Annotated in this window: 15 protein-coding genes and 1 riboswitch; of the genes, 8 read left to right on the top strand and 7 right to left on the bottom strand. The window is 65.9% G+C overall.

Features of this window, described 5'->3' with window-relative positions; all coding sequences use genetic code 11:
- The 5 genes from E4P41_RS22015 to E4P41_RS08630 form a co-directional block, all read left to right on the top strand.
- Positions 1-915: hypothetical protein (locus E4P41_RS22015; RefSeq protein ID WP_167760986.1), on the top strand; the 915-nt coding region annotated here is incomplete at its 5' end.
- 2 nt (positions 916-917) lie between these two features.
- On the top strand, positions 918-1,904 hold the full coding sequence (locus tag E4P41_RS08645) for an ABC transporter ATP-binding protein (protein ID WP_245177201.1): 987 nt from the start codon (positions 918-920) through the stop codon (positions 1,902-1,904).
- Entirely contained in the window at positions 1,901-2,749 is an 849-nt protein-coding gene (locus tag E4P41_RS08640) for an ABC transporter permease subunit (RefSeq protein WP_209307604.1), read from the top strand. The genes E4P41_RS08645 and E4P41_RS08640 overlap by 4 nt, the downstream gene beginning before the upstream one ends.
- 234 nt (positions 2,750-2,983) lie before the next feature.
- A riboswitch (cyclic di-AMP (ydaO/yuaA leader) is annotated at positions 2,984-3,138 on the top strand.
- A gap of 6 nt (positions 3,139-3,144) precedes the next feature.
- Complete coding sequence (locus E4P41_RS22645; RefSeq protein WP_135140569.1) at positions 3,145-4,080, top strand: LysM domain-containing protein; 936 nt, start codon at positions 3,145-3,147, stop codon at positions 4,078-4,080.
- Positions 4,081-4,304: 224 nt separating this feature from the next.
- The gene (locus E4P41_RS08630) at positions 4,305-4,931 is read left to right on the top strand and encodes a hypothetical protein (RefSeq protein ID WP_135140567.1); all 627 of its coding nucleotides are present in this window, start codon (positions 4,305-4,307) and stop codon (positions 4,929-4,931) included.
- A gap of 339 nt (positions 4,932-5,270) precedes the next feature.
- Here the strand turns inward: E4P41_RS08630 and E4P41_RS08625 are convergent, their stop codons facing one another.
- From E4P41_RS08625 to E4P41_RS08615, 3 genes are all read right to left on the bottom strand, one after another.
- A complete protein-coding gene (locus tag E4P41_RS08625) occupies positions 5,271-6,281 on the bottom strand; it encodes a DNA methyltransferase (protein ID WP_245177200.1) in 1,011 nt (336 codons plus the stop codon).
- 350 nt (positions 6,282-6,631) lie between these two features.
- Positions 6,632-7,525, bottom strand: coding sequence for a ParB N-terminal domain-containing protein (locus tag E4P41_RS08620; RefSeq protein WP_135140564.1), 894 nt, complete (start codon positions 7,523-7,525; stop codon positions 6,632-6,634).
- Positions 7,526-8,308 (bottom strand): ParB/RepB/Spo0J family partition protein, encoded by a 783-nt coding sequence (locus tag E4P41_RS08615; RefSeq protein WP_167760984.1) that lies wholly within the window; start codon positions 8,306-8,308, stop codon positions 7,526-7,528.
- A 312-nt stretch (positions 8,309-8,620) separates the two neighbouring features.
- On the opposite strand from E4P41_RS08615, the gene E4P41_RS08610 reads away from it, so the two are divergent.
- Both E4P41_RS08610 and E4P41_RS08605 read left to right on the top strand, forming a co-directional pair.
- Positions 8,621-10,435 (top strand): ATP-binding protein, encoded by a 1,815-nt coding sequence (locus E4P41_RS08610; protein ID WP_135140560.1) that lies wholly within the window; start codon positions 8,621-8,623, stop codon positions 10,433-10,435.
- A 192-nt stretch (positions 10,436-10,627) separates the two neighbouring features.
- Positions 10,628-11,398, top strand: coding sequence for a sigma-70 family RNA polymerase sigma factor (locus tag E4P41_RS08605; RefSeq protein ID WP_135140558.1), 771 nt, complete (start codon positions 10,628-10,630; stop codon positions 11,396-11,398).
- Between the two features lie 1,578 nt (positions 11,399-12,976).
- Here E4P41_RS08605 and E4P41_RS08595 read toward each other — a convergent pair.
- The 3 genes from E4P41_RS08595 to E4P41_RS08585 all read right to left on the bottom strand — a co-directional run bounded on the left by E4P41_RS08595 (position 12,977) and on the right by E4P41_RS08585 (position 14,687).
- Positions 12,977-13,333, bottom strand: coding sequence for an Lsr2 family protein (locus E4P41_RS08595; protein ID WP_245177199.1), 357 nt, complete (start codon positions 13,331-13,333; stop codon positions 12,977-12,979).
- Between the two features lie 769 nt (positions 13,334-14,102).
- Complete coding sequence (locus tag E4P41_RS08590; RefSeq protein ID WP_135140554.1) at positions 14,103-14,327, bottom strand: DUF2188 domain-containing protein; 225 nt, start codon at positions 14,325-14,327, stop codon at positions 14,103-14,105.
- Positions 14,328-14,432: 105 nt separating this feature from the next.
- On the bottom strand, positions 14,433-14,687 hold the full coding sequence (locus tag E4P41_RS08585; protein ID WP_135140552.1) for a helix-turn-helix transcriptional regulator: 255 nt from the start codon (positions 14,685-14,687) through the stop codon (positions 14,433-14,435).
- 365 nt (positions 14,688-15,052) lie between these two features.
- Here E4P41_RS08585 and E4P41_RS08580 point away from each other — a divergent pair, with 365 nt between their 5' ends.
- Positions 15,053-16,120 carry a hypothetical protein gene (locus tag E4P41_RS08580; protein WP_135140550.1) on the top strand — a complete coding sequence of 356 codons (1,068 nt, stop codon included), beginning with the start codon at positions 15,053-15,055 and terminating at the stop codon, positions 16,118-16,120.
- A gap of 88 nt (positions 16,121-16,208) precedes the next feature.
- On the opposite strand, the gene E4P41_RS08575 is transcribed toward E4P41_RS08580, so the two are convergent.
- Entirely contained in the window at positions 16,209-17,120 is a 912-nt protein-coding gene (locus tag E4P41_RS08575) for a hypothetical protein (protein WP_135140548.1), read from the bottom strand.
- Positions 17,121-17,128: the final 8 nt, after the last annotated feature.

Genomic DNA, 17,128 nt, shown 5'->3' with positions numbered 1-17,128 from the left:
GATCTGCTCGGGGCCGACGTCGACACCGCGTGGAGGCGCCTGTCCTGCGTCGGCCCGGCCGCACGGGTGGCTGCGCCGGCCCGCCGCGGACGGTGGGCGGCCGCGCTGCGCCGGCCGGCGGTCGCGGCGCTCGGGGTCGTCGTCGTCCTGTCGGGCGCCGGCGTCGCCGCGGCCAACGACTGGCTGCCGATGTTCCGCACCGAGCAGGTCGCGCCGCTCGCCGTCGACAGGACCGACCTCGTCGCGCTGCCCGACCTCTCCGCGTTCGGGGACCTGGAGGTCACCGGTGAGGTCCGCCCGTCGGAGGTGCCGGACGCCGCCGCCGCGGAGGAGCGCACCGGCCTGGCCGTCCCCGAGGTCGGCGACCTGCCGACCGGCGTGACCGGCGACCCCACCTACCACGTGGTCGACCAGGTGAGCGCCGTCTTCACCTTCTCGGCCGAGAAGGCGGCGCAGGTCGCGGCCGCGACGGGGGAGGCCCTGCCGCCCCCGCCGCCCGGGCTGGACGGCAGCCGGGTGCGGCTGCAGGCCGGGCCGGGCGCCGCCGCGGTGTGGACCCAGCCGTCCGGACTGCCGGTCCTGGCGGTCGGGCGGGCGATCGCGCCCACCGCGTTCTCCGACGGCGTCCCGTTCGGGACGGTGCGCGACTACCTGTTGTCCCTGCCCGGTCTCTCCGCCGAGGTCGCGGCCCAGCTGTGTGACTTCTCCGGCGATCCGACGACGCTGCCGCTGCCGGTGCCGGCCGACATGGTGACCACCGCCGCGGCCGAGGTGGCCGGGGAGCCGGCGACCGTGCTCGCCTCCCGGGACGGCACCATGGCCGGCGTGGTGTGGGTGGCGGACGGCGTGGTCACCGGGGTCGCCGGGGCCGTGAGCACCGACGAGGCCCTCGCCGTGGCGCGCGGCCTGCGCTGACCGTGCCTGCCGAAGACGTGGTCGCCGAGGACACCCGGGCCGCGGCCCGGCTGGTCGCCGAGCTGCCCGCCTCCCCGGCGGTGTGGTGCTCCGGGCTGCGCAAGCGGTACGGGCGCCGGACGGCGGTCGACGAGGTCTCGTTCACCGTCGGGCGCGGCGAGGTGGTCGGCCTGCTCGGGCCCAACGGGGCGGGCAAGACCAGCGTCATCAAGATGCTGCTCGGCCTCGTCCGCGCCGACGCCGGGGAGGTCATGCTGCTCGGCCGCCCGGGGCACGACCCGCAGTCCCGGCTGCGGGTCGGCTACCTCCCCGAGCTGTTCCGGTACCAGCCGTGGCTCACCGCCGCCGAGGTGCTGGCGCTGCACGCCCGCCTGGCGCGGGTGCCGATGGCCGAGGCCGAGGGGCGCGACCGGCTGACCGCGGTCGGCCTGGACGGGCGGGCCGGCGACCGGGTGGGCGGGTTCTCCAAGGGCATGCAGCAGCGGCTCGGCCTCGCCGTCGCGCTGGTCGGCGGGCCCGAGCTGGTCGTCCTCGACGAGCCGACCAGCGCGCTGGACCCGATCGGCCGGGCCGAGGTCCGCGACGTGGTGCTGGCGCTCAAGGCGCGGGGCGTGGCGGTGCTGCTCAACTCGCACCTGATCGGCGAGGTGGAGCGGGTCTGCGACCGGGTGGTCATCCTCGACCAGGGGCGGGTGGCGGCGTCCGGCACGTTGGCCGAGCTGCTCGGCCGGCACGAGGTCCGGCTGCACCTCACCGGGGTGGACGGCCGCGCCGAGGCGCGGCTGCGGGCGGCCGGGACGGTGACCGGCGGCGGGGACCGGTTCACCGTCGTCCTGCCGGCGGACGACGACGGCGGCACCGTGCCCGGCCTCGTCGCCGACCTGGTGGCGCTCGGCGTCTCCGTGCACGCCGTCGAGCCCGCGCGGATCAGCCTGGAGGAGCGGCTGCTGGGCATCCTCCGCGGCCGGTCCGGGGACGGTGTGCGGTGAGCGTGCTGATCGCCGCGGGGCTGACCCTGCGCGAGGCCGCCCGCCGGCGGGTGGTGTGGGCGCTCGCCGTCCTCACCGTCGCGCTGCTGACGCTCAGCGGCTGGGGCTTCTCCCGGCTGGCCGGCCTGGACACGGAGTTCGGGGACCTCACCTCGGGCCAGGCCCGGATGGTCGCCTCCCAGCTGCTCAACCTGGTGATGTTCGGGCTGAGCCTGATCGCCGCGCTGGGCACCGCGTTCCTGGCCGGGCCGACCCTCGCCGGGGACATCGAGTCCGGGATGGCGCTGTCGATGCTGGCCCGGCCCGTACGGCGCTCGGCGGTGCTGCTCGGCAAGTGGCTCGGCCTGGTCGCCTTCGGCTCCGGGTACGTGGCCGTGGCCGGGCTCGCCCAGTTCCTCGTCGTCCGGTGGGCGGTGGGCTACTGGCCGCCGGACCCGGCGGCGGGGCTGGCGCTGCTGGCCGGGCAGACGGTCGTGCTGCTCACGCTCGCGCTGCTGCTCTCGAGCGTGATCTCCCCGATGGCGTCGGGGGTGGTCGCGGTCGGGCTGTTCGGCGCGACGTGGGTGGCGGGCGTGGTCGGCGGCGTCGGGCAGGCCCTCGGCAACGAGGGCGTGGAGCGTGTCGGCACGGTGTCGCGGGTGCTGCTGCCCACCGACGGGCTGTGGCGGGGTGCGATGCACGCCTTCCAGGACCCGTCCGTGCTCAGCGCGTTCGACGTCGCGGCCGAGGGCTTCCCGTTCCTCAGCGAGGCCCCGCTCACCGTCGCCTACCTGCTGTGGGCAGCGGTCTGGGTGGCGATGGTCTGGGGGCTGACCGCGCTGGTCTTCAACCGCCGCGACATCTGACGCGGGCCTCCGGTGCCGCCGGCGGGCCCAGCGTCGGGCGCGGCCGGCCAACCCGCCACAGGCGATCGGCCCGAGCTGACAGAACAGACACTGCGCCGGCACCTCGTGACGCTGCGTGCGTCCTCGCGGAGGAACCCGGGAAAGTCGCTCTGCGGGCTGCTGTCCGTGCCGAGGATCTGTCTACGGTGCCGGGGTTCGCCAATCGGTGGACCCGGATGGCGGCACCGCCCAACCTGCCCACCGTCACCGGTCCTGTAGAGACGACGGGCAGGCGCGGGGGACCCACCTCGTAGGACCAGGCCCTCGGGCCTTGGGGTGAAGCCGCAGGATGCGGCCGGGCAACTCTCGCCCGAACCCGACAGCTAACTCCGCAGGCGGCGAGAGGCTCACCATCCATGCCCAAGCGCTACAAGGGACGGCGCCGTCGTCCCACCCGTAATCCCGCCGTGGCGGCCGTGGCACGTCCCGCCGTGGTCATCGCGGCAGCAGCGGCCGTCTCCTTCGGGGTGATGGCTCCCGCCCAGGCTCACACCGGGGAGCACACGGTTCGCTCCGGCGACACCCTCAGCAAGCTCGCGGCCGGCCACGGCGCCTCGTGGCGGACGGTCTACGCCGACAACCGCGACACCATCGGCCCCAACCCGAACGTCCTGCGGATCGGTCAGGTGCTCACCATCGGCGGCTCGAGCTCGACGCCGTCCGCCCCGAACCGGTCCGGCGGCTACGTCGTGCGTGCGGGAGACACCCTCGGCAAGATCGCCGCCCGCCACGGCACCACCTGGCAGCAGCTGCACGCCATCAACCGCGAGGTCATCGGCGCGAATCCGAACGTCCTGCGCGTCGGTCAGCGTCTGGTGATCAGCGGCACAGCGGCCCCGGCCCCGGCCCCTGCGCCGACTGCAGCCCCCGAGCGGGCCAGCCGAGCATCGGAGCGTCCCGCCGTTGGGGTCGCCGCGGTCCCGGCGTCGGCGCCATCGGGCAGACCGACTCCAACGTCGAGCTCCTACGGCATGTGGGACCCGCACGTCCGGCCCGCCGTCCACGAGGTCACCGCGCGGTTCGACGTCTCCACGGTCGTCACCCGCCCCGGCCACAGCCCCACCCAGGGCCGCGCCGCTGATTTCATGGTCCACTCCGACCGGGCCAAGGGCGACGCCATCGCCCAGTACGTGATCGACAACGCGGCCCGGTTGGGCGTCGAGTCCGTGATCTGGCGGCAACGGATCGCCGGTCCGTGGACCGGTTGGGCCTGGCGTGCGATGGAGGACCGCGGATCCCCCACGGCCAACCACATGGACCATCCCCACGTGGCCTTCCTGCCGGCCGGGTGACCGACCGTCCTCGTGGGCCGCTGGCCCGGGGTTGACGAGCGCCCCCTGCCCGGTTCCCTGTTCGGGCAGGGGGCGCTCGTCGTCACGCGAACCCGCATACCCGTGGAGCCGCGTTCAGGGCGTGTTCCGCCACCCGGCCCGCCGGGACTCCCCGCGCCGGGAATCCGCGTGGTCGGGACAGATGAACCCCCGCTCTCTCCTGCCGGAACCTGGGGCTGAGCGCGGTGGTCGTCGAACTCATCCCCGACGTCGGACTGCCTACGGTGGTCGAGGGACAGGTCGGGGCGGCGCCTCCCGCGTGCGACGGTGTCAGCGACGAGCTGGACGTCGTTGCGGACCGGACGGATGCGGCTCGTGCAGACCGGTGGCGGGCCGAGGGTCGACCTGTGGGTACGCCGGTGCACCTACGAGGATCTCTTTCCAGCTCATTGCCCCTGTTCAGACAACTGGCTGAGGCCCGGGCGCAGTTGGAGACAAGCACTTCTGGTCGACAGAGGCCGTCCAAGGCCAAGATCACCCAACCCAACCGCAAGCTGACGCCGGCAGAGGTCGACCAGCTGGTGACGGCCTACCTCGGCGGCGCCGACCTGAAGGCCCTGGGCGAGCAGTTCGGCATGCACCGACAGACCGTGCGGGCTCACCTTCGGCGGCGGGACATCGAGTTACGCTCAGACTCTGCTGCCTTGTCCGAGGTCCAGATCGACGTCGCGGTCCGGCTCTACGCCGAGGGTCTGTCAACAGCCAAGATCGGCCAGCGGCTCGGTACCAATGCCAGCACGGTGCAGCGGGGACTCAAGGGCCGCGGCGTCAGGCTGCGAGCGAAGACGGATCACCGGACACGTCCGTCCTAACGCCGATCATGCAGAGTAAAGCCCGCGACCTAAATCCTTTCGTCGCTGCAGTCGCCCTTGGACCACGAGCGTCTCGATCTCCCACCGCAGCTCGTGCCGCCACCGCAAAGCGTGAGACGGCGGCGGTTCAACCTCGTCATCGACCAAATCAGGACGGTCACGCTCAACAGCCGCGTATATCTCCGCAATTGACACTGCTCCACCGGCTCTTCAGAGCGCACGATCTCGGGAAGCAACGCCGCGAACTCTTGACGCCGCGTCAACATGACTCGACTGCAGCCATGCACATGCCTAACAGTGCACCCACATACGCCCCGGAAGGCATCAGCATCTCCCGCCCTAGAGCCCAGCGCGGGCAAGGCGACCGCGGAGGTGGGCGGCGTCAGGGCCACCATCCTTGTAGGGCTCATCCCAATCAACGTTCTCAACGTAAGAGACTGGGTTTCCGTCTGACCTTGCGAGCACGAGCGCACAGTCGCGGTCCGTCGCTTGCCCCTTGGTCTCGCCCCAAATTCGACTAACCTTCTTGTCTACGGACAAGTTGTCCTCGATCAGGTCCAACAGTCGAAAGCCAGTCTCGCCGCCAGCCTCATCCCAAATCTTCTTGGCCAGCGCCACAGGTTCCTTGCCGGGATCGGCTACGTCGCCAATAACCAACACTGCGACCCCGTCAGTTTTGAGGACTCGATGCATCTCTTGCATCGTCCGCAACATGAATCCCTTGTAAGAGGCGTACGTGTGTCGGTGATCGAGCGCGGCATCGAGCGTCCGCCGCCCCTGGCCGCCGTCTCGCGAAACGCCATCTATGCCGAGGAGCCAGAGCCTAATCCAGTTGGCGGCGCCGTAGTTGACGACCTGCAGGTAGGGCGGGGACGTGACGATCAAGTCGACGCTCCCTGAGGCAACGGAGCTCTTGCTCATCAGCGCGCTGGCGTCCTGGACGTGAGTCTCGCCATCGGGTCCGGTGATGTCGTCCAGATACAACCGCGCTAGCTTGTCACGCAGCCGCTCGAAGACATTCTGTTCGATCTTTGCGAGCTTCTTCTCGCTGATGAACTTTCGGACGTAGCTCGGCGCCATGCTGAAAGTGTTCGGCATGCTGATGCTCAGATATTGCGATGTGCCATCACGCCGGTGGGCACCATGCATGATGCCTGCAAGTGAACCGGCGACCATCAGATCCTCGCGAGACCAGTCAGCGAAGTTGGATCTACGCAGTAAACGGTCGCGCACGAAGCACATCTGGTCGAGCGTGTGCTCGTGGTACAGCATCCGGATATCGGCTGGTACATCCCAGTCGGTACGTCCGGCTCTGTTGTACGCCGCTTCGAGTTCATCGACGTACTTCATGATTGCCGTCCAACTCGGTGGACTTGCCTTCGCCCTCGACAGCACGTATGCAAGGGGGCTGAGGTCGCCGCTGATGGTGCGACGCCCCTCAACGCGCGCCTGCAGCGGGGTGGTGCCCCGTCCGCTGAAAGGGTCCATAACAAGGTCGCCAGGGCGCGAGTATTTTTGGATGAAGTAGTGGGCCAGCTTGGCTGGGAACATGCCGTGGTACGAGCACATCGTGTGCATGGAGTGGCCCCACCGCACGCTTGCGCTGTGCCATAACGGTCCGCAGTTCGTCGTCCCGCCATCCAGCGAGTCTCGCTCAGGCGAGTCAAAGAAGGCGTCGGATGACCAGTCCACGGCCATTGTCACTTTAGGTACTCCAAGAGCGACTGTGCGGCGGTTTGTAGTACCGGCTCGCGAGATTGATTGGAGACAGTAGTCAAGTGTCGACGTGCCGCGCCGACGTTGGCAGACCTGGGTTTGGCCGGAAAAAGCGTTGGCGCGGCCGCGGCGCGGCGGAGACCCAGGTCGCGCTTCACTTCCCGGACCTCTTGGGCCTCACGGTACATGTCCGGCGGCAGCCCGTCAGTGACCGTCTCGACCAGCTTTGTCGGGTAGCGCTTGACGCTCTGACCCCGCCGGGCTTCTTGAAGTGACTGCTCGACCCACTGCTCGGCGGACGCCCCTTCAGTCGCGAAACTTGACTCGATGACGTGCCGCAGACCTGTAGCGGTGAGACGCAGCCAAGCGAAGGGATTGGAAGACGGGAAGACGCCAGCATCCATCAGTTCGACCACTTGGGCGAAAAGACCGCCACGTTGCATGAGCCGCCAAAGGCCGGTGTAATTCCGCAGCGTTGCTGGCGACACGCCGATGTACCGAGCGATGTCGGACTTACTCACCTGCTCGGCCTTGTGGAGGTGCTCCACCAGTCCGGCAAGCTGACTCGGCAGCAGGTCCTGATAGATGTCTGTCTGGTACCGGATCTCGAATCGCCGGGCAAAATCGGTGTGGTATGCAGGTACCACCTTAAACTTTGATGGATCGACTCCCCGGATTGCCACAATAGCGCGGTAGCGCATCACACCGTCAACAATCAAGAACTTTCCTTCGGGAGTACGCGCAACCTTCAACGGCTCAGCGAGGCCGATCTCCGAGATCGACGCCTTCAGCCGATCTTCGAATTGCTTGGAGCTGCCAGAGCGGCGCAGCTCATCGCTGACAACAAGGTCATCGAACTTGACTCTGACGAGCTTCACTTACATCACCACACCGGTCCGTGAGGATTTCAAGAACTCCAACGGCAGCTCAGCTGCAAGTTGCCGCATCTTTTCGCTCATCGATGACACCGGTAGGCGCACGAAGGTCTGACAGGCCCACTGCAGCAAGGCAATACGTTGCAGTGCGTATTCGCTGCCGAGGGCGACCAACTGCGGCCAACCGAGGGCGGTGAACAGCGCCTGCATCTCCTTGGGTCGTAGGGCGTACGGCGCCACGGCAGCGACAACATCGCCACGCTCGCCCGGCTCGGTGAAGCGCGCTATGACGGCGTGGAGAGTGAGGTTCACGTTGCCCTCTTTGAGCACTGCGACCTCGCGCGGGCCGGCGTCCTCGAGTTGCGCTTCCAGCCGTCGCACCGTGGCAGACGAGACACCGAATCTCCGGGCGACCTCGGCGGTCTCCTCACCATTCTGGCGGGCGCGGGCGATTAGCATCGCTCGGTCAATCGGCCGCATCCGCAGCCGCGCCACGTTCTCGACGAGGAACTGCTGCACCTTTTCGTTGTCTGCGAAGGCGTCGTCGACCACCACCGCTGGGATCTCAGGGAGACCGAGCATCCGACAGGCTAAGGTTCGGCCCTGGCCTTTGATGAGCAGGTAGTCCCCCGACTCATCCGGGGCGAGCCGGACGGTGACCGGCGTGAGTACGCCGAACTGCTGGATTGAGTCCCGCAGCTCCTTATGGCCCTCGCGGTCGCGCTTCCGATCGAGTCCCTCTTCCGGACGAATCCGGTCGACCTGGACACTGACAACCTTGAGCACGTGGGTTCCCGCAGGGGTACCCCCAACCCCACCCAAGACCGTCCTACCGCCGGTCGCCATGATCCATCCCCTCGTCCGTACTACACCGTTGTCACTCTGCCAGAGGGGTACGACAACGAACCTTGGCAGGACAACCGGGCGCGTCGCAACCCTCGATCGCCGGCCGCAGCCAAGCCTCTGACCTGGGATTTCGCGGCGGCCGGGATGGTTTTTCGCCGGATCCTTCACTCGCCAGTCACGAGTGCTCCTACTACCAGCGTCCCCTCCGTGACGAGCCAACCGGGCGCGTCCAACTGATCAAGGGAGCTAGACATGGACACCATCACGACCGCCAGTGAAGGCCTGCGGGTCCAGCGGGACTACATCAAGCAGCTGGAGGACGCCCAGTTCAGCTGGGACATCCTCGTGGGAGACGCCTTCGTCCGCGGCATGCGGGACATCGGGTACAAGAGCACGGCTTTCGCCATGTCGGAGCTGATCGACAACTCGATCCAGGCCAACGCCAAGCAGATCGACATCGTCTTCGGGTTCGAGAGCGGCAACATGCCCTCCCACATCGCCATCATCGACGACGGCTACGGCATGGAGCCCACCATGGTGCGGGCCTCGCTCGTGTGGGGCGCCGGCACGCGGGCAGAGAACCGCGACGGCTTCGGCAAGTACGGCTACGGCCTGCCGAGTGCCTCGGTCAGCCAGTGCCACCGGGTATCGGTCTACTCCAAGACCGCTGACGGTGCCTGGAACACCGCCTACCTGGACATCGACGAGATCAAGGACCACAAGTGGACCAAGGACGGACGGATCGAGATGCCGTCCCAGACCCTCGCCGAGCCGCCGGAGTTCGTCGTGGACTACCTAAAGAAGGCCAACCGCTGGTCGTCCTTCGTCAGCGGCACTGTCGTCGTCTGGGAGGGTCTCGACCGCACCGACTACAAGCAGCGGGAGAAGCTCAGGGCTGACCTCCTGACCAACCTCGGCGTCATCTACCGCAACTACCTGACGGCCACCCCGATGACCGTCGACGGAGAGACGGTGCAGCCCTGTGACCCGCTCTTCCTGACCGAAGGCTTCCGCTACTACGACCTCGACGAAGACCGCGCCATCGCGCTCGACCCGGCCGTCGTGGATGTCACCGACAAGAAGACTGGTGAGGTCATCGGCCGGATGCGGGTCCGCTTTTCGCGGTTGCCCGCGACCTTCTTCCGCAAGCCCGACGCCAAGCACACGAACAAGCCCGGGCGGGGCAACATGAACCCGCGCCTGGAGATCGCTGACGCCAACAACGGCGTCATATTCCTCCGCAACGGGCGGCAGATCGACGTCGTCCGGCCGCCTCGGTCGCTCGCCAGCTTCAACGCCACGACGGACCGCTTCTGGGGCATCGAGGTGGACTTCGACGCGACCCTCGACGAGTTCTTCTCGATCACCACGTCCAAGCAGCAGGTCAAGCCCGATGAGCGCGTCTGGGACATCCTGAAGGACAAGGCCAACATCTGGTCCGCCATCGGCGCGATGCGCTCGGCGTACCAGAAGGACGCTGCCACCCACACCAACAAGACCGAGAACTCGGGCACCGAGCGTCGCGCCTCGGTGGAAGCGATCGAGGCGGCAGAACAGAGGCGTATCACGCCGAAGCCGAAGGACACGCCGGTCCGCCTGAAGGAGGCCGCTGACAACTTCGAGCAGTCCGCCAACCGCCGGGCGCGCCAGTCTGGCCTGAAGCCGGAGTTCGTGCAGCTGGAGCTCGAGGCTGAGCGCACCGGCCAGGCGCATAAGGTCGAGACCGAGGACATGCCGGGTGCCGCGTTCTTCAGGTGCGTCCAGGAGGGTGGCACCCGGGTGCTGTACCTCAACGTCGCCCACCCCTTCTACACGGAGCTCTACCAGGGCCCCGGTTCGAACCCGCGCTTCCGGGCCGGGCTCGAGGTCCTGCTCTGGACGCTCGGCAACGCCGAGGTCGACTCCGACCCCGACAGCCCCCGCCGGGCGTTCTACGAGCAGGAGAGGGCCTTCGTGTGGTCCGCGACGCTCACGGCTGCCCTCAACACCCTGAAGTTGATCGACCTCAGCGTGGTCGAGAAGGACGACTCGGCCACGGACGAAACCGGGGCGGCTGACGCTGCCTAGTACGACTGCAGCAGGTGGCTGCCAGGCTCACGCAGGCAGCCACCTGCTACTATCATTTGGCTTACAACTCAACACTGAGGGGTTCGTCGCACTGCCTGGGCAACAGTCCTGGGCCTACTGACGAGGCGAGCCACCGGTTCACAAGCCCATCTCGGGCGCCCCTCTTCCTACAAGAAGACGGAGCCTCACGGGATGGGCTTTTCTGTGTTCGCAGCCGAGCAGACCGACCTCGGGGTCTACCCCGGGACGTTGCTCGCGGAGGCACGGGCCGCGGCCCTTGTCGATTCCCCCGCCATGAATGAGCTGCTGAAGCGCTATGAGCCGCTGATCAAGTCAGTTGTCCGGCGCATGGAGCGACCGGCCTCAGTGTTCGACGACCTCGTGAACGGCGGTCGCTGGGGCCTCGTGCAGGCCGTGCTCCACCACGACGGCCGCCGGGACGGGTTCACAAGCTATCTCATGCGCTACGTGCGCGGTGAGGCGGAACGCGCGGTCGAGCGTCATCACGTCCCCGAGGTTCCTGTCCCGTCTGACGATCTGCCCGAGGTGGAGTCCTCGATCTACCTGCCTGGCTCAGCGGACGAGGAAGAAATCTTCTTCGACACTTTGTCGTCCGAGCAGAACGTTCTCGTGCTCGCGCGCTATCGGGACGACAAGTCCCTTGCGGAGATTGCGAAGCGCCACGGCTGCTCTGTCAGTGCAGTTAGTCAGCGCCTCAAGACCATTCATAAGAAGCTGGCGGAAAACTACGTCCAGGCGCGGTCCTTGGTCGCAAGGCCAGCCGCAGCGCATCCTCGAACGCCAACTCAGGGAACGCGCGAGAGGTGTGCCGCTGCCAACGAGACGGGTGCCGCGGAAGTCCGCCGACCATCCACGGCACCGCCGGCATGCCGGCTATCAACGCCTCTATCCAAGCAACTTGTAATCGGAAATGCTCACCTGCCGTCCCGACAGGTGCGGTGACTCCATAACCGAACAAGGCAGCGTCTGAGCCTGCTATAGATTACTCCATTATTCGCCGACGAGTGTGACGGACTCGTCGGCGAATAAGCCTCATAGTGTCGAAACCAGAAGAGGTAAGCGAGGGGCGATGCCGTCGATAGTTAGGGACGCCTCTGGCAATCCCGCTAGCGTCTGCATTTTCTGTCACCGCAGCGCCACGGGCCGCAACTACACCAGTGAGCACGTCCTAGCGCGGAAATGGCGCAGGAAGTACGGCTTCGGCACGCCGGGGCTCCACCTCCTGGCCTGGTATAGCAAGTTCTCCATCAGCGGCCCGATCGAGCGGGTGGACGAACCAAGACCCGCTGACCCCGCCTTTTCGTGGACTGTCCAAGGGACCGTCTGCCGGGACTGCAACACTGGCTGGATGAGGAGGCTCGAGGAGGCCTCAGAGCCCTGTCTTTCTGATTTGTTCACCGGGCGTGAGGTAACGCTCAAGCCCGAAGAATTGCGCATCATCGAGAACTGGACGGCTAAGACCGCCCTTGTCCTTGAGTCGCGAGATCAAGCTGCAAAGGCCATGTCTCTGCCACTTGCGCAGACATTGATGGAAGCAGTAAAGGATGACCCAGGTGGCCAGTCACCGCAGGGATTCTTCACTTGGGTGCATGCCGTCGAGCCCAACCGGCGACACCAAATGCGGACCAGCGTGCACACAATCCTCAGACGCGATCACAAGTGCACAGGTCATCACTTTCGGGTCGCCACCATACAAATTCATGGCACCAGACTGCTAACGACTTACACTTCCGACGCCGTCGCGTACGCTGCGATTTCCGAACCTTCGCTTGGCTTTATGCGTGAGCACCTAATCAGCGGCCTTCTCACGCCGTGGAGGCTAGGTCGCACACCCCCCATCCCCCTTGATAGAGCGATGGATGATCATGAGGACCTGGTGGAACTTCTCACTGGCCAGAGAATGTATCCTCCTGGTTCCCTGGGGTCGGGGTAGCGTTATGCATTCCCAAGGAGCTCTGGTTGAAGGCTCTGGTTGAAGTAGGCGGCTGACCTACTGCTGAGTTCGGAGTTCGAATCGATTCTCCGGCTACGCGCACAGCTCTGATGCATGTAATGGTTCCTGTCATGCAGCGATTGTCGCCGATCCGGCCTTATCGACTCTGTAATAGAGGTTGGAGTCAGAGACCTTAGATCTCCATGGCGGGGAGGTGCTGTTGCAATTCTTCAAAGGTCTTGATGTCCAGTACCGCGCCAAGCGACTATCCCATCGCCACGGCGATGAACGCGGTGCTTCTCCAAGATGTTGCGCACGGCTGAGTGCGACCGATCGATCAGCTCGGCGATCTCACGGAGCGACCGACCTGAGCGGTACTCGCGGAGGACGAACGCCTCGACGCGGGCCTGGACGACGGGGTCCAGCCGTGGACGGTTGGTACCAACGAATTCCGTCAGGGGGCGAAGTTGCGGGCGCGGTGGATACGACATGCGCCCATCCCTCCTGCGACTCCGGCTCGTCGCCAGCGACCATTGAAGGAAGTCGGAGCCCGTTCTTGACCTGCACCGCTCGGGTGGATCCCGAAGTCAGTTGCCAGCAGCGCGGAACTTCTCGATGACCTCGGCCTTGATGCGCCCCCGTGGCGACACCTCGATGCCCTGCCCCGCGGCCCAGGCGCGGACAGCAGCACCGTCGACTCCGGAGAAAGCGGGCTTTGCCACCTTTGGTGCACTACCGGAGCTACGTCGGCCGGCCGACACCTTCCGGCCCGCTGAGATGTAGGAGGCGATGAGGTCGCGCAGTTCCTCGGCGTTCTTGTCGGTCAGGTCCAGCTCGTACGCCTGGTTGTCGAGCCCGAAGCTCACGGTGGTGTCAGCAGGCTCGTCGTTGAGGTCGTCGACGAAAGTTACGATCGTCCTTTTAGCCATACGCCGATGTTCCATAACGTTTGTCGTACTGTCAAGCAAGGACCTGACTTACTTGCCGGTGGCCAGTAACTTCCGGAGATTAAGGCTGTAGTCACCCAAGCGCTCGTATGCCTGATCAACACGGTCACTGAACAACGCTCGACCGGGCTGACGACGCGTGGCGAAGACATCGCACGCAGCACCGATGGCCGTGAATACAGCCTCCGCCGGTGCCAAGAGCTCAGTCGGACCGGTCGTGCTGGCCGCCACGAACGTCAAGTGCAACCGTTCAAGGACAGCCGGCAAGTCCCTGGTCGCTCGGTAAACCGCTGGCCACGTCCAGGCGGCTCCGACCAAGGACGGCGGCAAACCTATGCTCGATAGGTAATTCAACCGGTACAGGACTGCCGTAGCGGCCTCCTGGAACGTCAGGTGCACCTCGGTGACGCCCTGTAGTACCGACCTCTCCGCAGTTGAGTCCGCCCGGCGATCTCGACGCACAGCCCTCACTAGCGTCGCGACACTTACGCTGGCGCTCGTGACGGCGGGACCGACGGCAAAGGGATCGAACACGGCACCATTGTGCTCGCGTCACCTTGGCCCGTCCTGTGATGAGCGGGAGACCAGACACCGTCGCCTCTCGGTAACGCCGTTACGCCGGCACCACTACGCACGTTTCATGACGATGAGCATGTCGGGACCGGTACCCACCGAACAGACGAGGATGACAGAGCTGTTCATTCCACCGAGGTGGCCGCCCTCCCCGACGGACCGCCTGCGAGAGGCGAGGAGGGCGGCCAGGGCGTCACCCCTTCGGCGGGAAGGGGTCGTCGCCGTAGGTGTACTCGTACTCGAATGTGCCGTCAGCCTTGTGGACGACCAGCTGGCTCGGCTGGTTCGCCTTCGCCGCCGCCTGACCGGCGGAAACCGCCGGCGGCTTGGTGTAGTGGGTGGACAGCGCCGAACCACTCGGACCCGCGACCTTCCACGAGCCGCCGGCCGGGAGGACCCGGTAGACCTTGCGCGCCATGGGCGTTACTCCTCGTCTCGCTACATGTGCGCCTCGTGGTCGCACCCAGCGAAGGCTAGGGGCGGCCTACGACAGTTCTTGCCGGATGGATCCGGTACCAGGCGGTCACGTCTCGTCGCGCGGCGGCCGGAGCCCCTGCACCAGCTCCCCCGGGTCGACCCCGAGTCCCCGGGCGATCTTGAGGATGTTGTGCAACGTCAGGTTGCGCCGGCCGCGCTCAACCTGGCCCACGAAGGTCCAGTGCAGACCGCTCGCGTCCGCCAGCGCCTCCTGGCTGAGGCCGAGTTCATGGCGCCGGGCACGCACTCGCTCGCCGAACTGGACGGCCGCCTTGGAGACCGGGGCAGGAGAGACGGGCATGACCGGGCAAGCACATACGCCCCACGACCCTGCGACCAGAGACAATGCGTCCCATGCTCTTGCGCCTCATGCCCATGCGTCTTACCTTGGCCTGGCCGGTCGACCGGCGGCCGGCTGGCCCTGACGGGGCGGACATGGAGGGCGGGGTGGCGACCGACATGGACAACGGCGGCGGCGGTTAGGTACCGCGATCCTGACGTAGGACCGGAGCGCCGCGGTGGGCCTGCTTGGCGGTACGCTCACCGCGGCGCTCTTCTCATGCCCGGTTTTGGCATTCCTCAATTGTCAAAGCGCAAGTCATTTGCCATAATGGGCAATAACGTATGCGCGACCCACTCCACCGGCTATACCAAACGAAGCTCGCCTTGCTGGCGACCATCTTCACGGTGGTCGGGCTGGCCCTCATCGTGCTGGCGCGTTGGAGCGTCGGTGAGCCGAGCTGGCAATGGCTCAGCAGGCTGCCGGTGTCGGACCTCGGCTCTGCGCTCTTCACAACCGGCCTCGTGGCCGTCGTCTTCACCTACTTCGACAGCCAGGACAGCGAGGAACGTGCCGCTGAGCGACTGAAGCGGGTGATCGCCAGCGAAGCGCCGGCCATCCGGGACGCCGTCATTGACGGTTTCGCCTTCAAGCAGGAAGACCTGGCCCGCGTGGCGACGCCCGAGCGGCTAGACGAGATCGTCACCAACAGCCTGGCGCTGCGACTGGGCGACGCGGCCTTCGCCGAGGACGTCTACACCGATATCCGCGAGCAGGCCATCCGGGCGACCGAGCGCTGGTACGACGCCCGCATCTCGATACGCCTATCCATGGATAGGGGAGCGGGCACAGCCCGCTCCCCGCTGTTCGTCACTACCGTCACCTGGGAGTACACGGTCGTCCCGACCACGCAGGTCCGGCGCTTCACCTGCGTCGACGACCGGGCCGACTACCGGGAGCTCACCCAGGACCCGACGACGTCCGTCTGGTACGTCAACCCCAGGCACGGCATCAAGCCGGGCAGCCGTGAGGCCTTCGAGCTGGTGCAGTTCGCCGTCGACGGCGACGAGCGGCCGATCCGCCGAACGGAGCGCCAAGACGGACAGACCTACAGCGTCAACATCGGCCGGGAGGTCATCGAGGCGGGCCAGCCGGTCACCATCGCCTACACCTACCAGACGGTCGTGCCGGTGCGCGGACACCTGCTGCACTTGGACCTTGAGCAGCCAACCAAGGGCGTCGACATCGCGCTGGACTACAGCGACTGCGGCATCGAGTACGTCAACGTTGTGGACTTTATCGCCAGCAGTGAGCGGACACGGGTCTCGCAGAGCCCGAAGACTGTGCCGGGCCAGCGGGTGAAAGTCGGGTTTGACGGGTGGGTGTTCCCGCGGTCCGGCGTCGCCTTCGTATGGGCGCAACCAACGGCTACATCAAAAGAACTAGGCACATGATTTAAATGTCCCACTGTCGCAGAGAGTTTGGCGATTTGGACCTGCGCCGAAGTCACAACTTAAAGCACTATAACAGGAGAGTGCTACCTCAAGCATAAAAATGATCCAGGACAGGGAAGTCGTTGTGGACCTCAGCTTCTACAAACCGCCGGTCCGCACCCATGGGAAACGTCTCCGCCAGTGCGCGCATGAACTCATCTTGTATCCGGTGCCGTTGGCCGGTACTAGCCACTTGCAGCTGTAGTAGCCGGAGAAGCCGAACCGCTGCGCCGCCTTGCGTGAAGCACAACCCTAGCAACTTACCCTCATTGAAAGAGTGCAACTTCTTCCAATGATAGCGAGGGATTCCCTGACCATCCAGCAAGAGCGGCGGAAATTGATCCACGAGGAAGACGCACGCATCATCTGCAACTACCACGTTTGAGGGTTTCAGATCTATACCCACCGACATAAGCGACAGCTCGCAGTCGCCGAGCTTAATCGTCTGGTTCAGTTTGGGATGACTAAGCAGTCTACCGAGGACCCGCCGGTAGACTTTAACTCGATCATCGGACGAGCGGCGCGGCGAAGCTGTCACGTCGTTCAGCGCGCTTCCGCGTATGTAGTTTTCAAGAATCCAGACATGCCACTCGGACTTCTCCTGATGTGTCATGACCTCGACCAACTCGGGAAGCAGCCAATCTGTCGAGTCCCGTAAGGCGCTGTGGTACCGGATGAAGCCGGTGGCGATGTCTACGCACTCATGTCGGTCCAACCCCCGACCCAACCCGACGCGTTTGAGGAGTGAGCGTCCAGGCCATGGCACATCTTCGATCAATGAAAGAACTTGGGGACATGCAATTTCCCCAATCAGGATGTCGGCATGCCGAGATGAGGACTCGCCACTAAGTGGCAAGAAGTCCCCGAGAGTGGCCACCGCTGGAATATGACGGAAGCCGCTCATCCGATAATCATCAACATTCATCGCCCTATTTAATCTCATTTCATCAGCGTCGTCCATAGCACAAG

Source organism: Geodermatophilus sp. DF01-2, from assembly GCF_004571065.1.
Classification (GTDB): Bacteria; Actinomycetota; Actinomycetes; order Mycobacteriales; family Geodermatophilaceae; genus Geodermatophilus.
This window is presented reverse-complemented; position numbering and strand designations above follow the sequence as displayed.

What these genes read in the sequence shown, in the direction of transcription:
- E4P41_RS22645 (WP_135140569.1), top strand. Translation starts at nt 3,145, where the DNA reads ATGCCCAAGCGCTACAAGGGACGGCGCCGTCGTCCCACCCGTAATCCC.
- E4P41_RS08625 (WP_245177200.1), bottom strand. Translation starts at nt 6,281, where the DNA reads ATGAAGTACGTCGATGAACTCGAAGCGGCGTACAACAGAGCCGGACGT.
- E4P41_RS08610 (WP_135140560.1), top strand. Translation starts at nt 8,621, where the DNA reads ATGGACACCATCACGACCGCCAGTGAAGGCCTGCGGGTCCAGCGGGAC.
- E4P41_RS08605 (WP_135140558.1), top strand. Translation starts at nt 10,628, where the DNA reads ATGGGCTTTTCTGTGTTCGCAGCCGAGCAGACCGACCTCGGGGTCTAC.
- E4P41_RS08595 (WP_245177199.1), bottom strand. Translation starts at nt 13,333, where the DNA reads ATGGAACATCGGCGTATGGCTAAAAGGACGATCGTAACTTTCGTCGAC.
- E4P41_RS08590 (WP_135140554.1), bottom strand. Translation starts at nt 14,327, where the DNA reads ATGGCGCGCAAGGTCTACCGGGTCCTCCCGGCCGGCGGCTCGTGGAAG.
- E4P41_RS08585 (WP_135140552.1), bottom strand. Translation starts at nt 14,687, where the DNA reads ATGCCCGTCTCTCCTGCCCCGGTCTCCAAGGCGGCCGTCCAGTTCGGC.
- E4P41_RS08575 (WP_135140548.1), bottom strand. Translation starts at nt 17,120, where the DNA reads ATGGACGACGCTGATGAAATGAGATTAAATAGGGCGATGAATGTTGAT.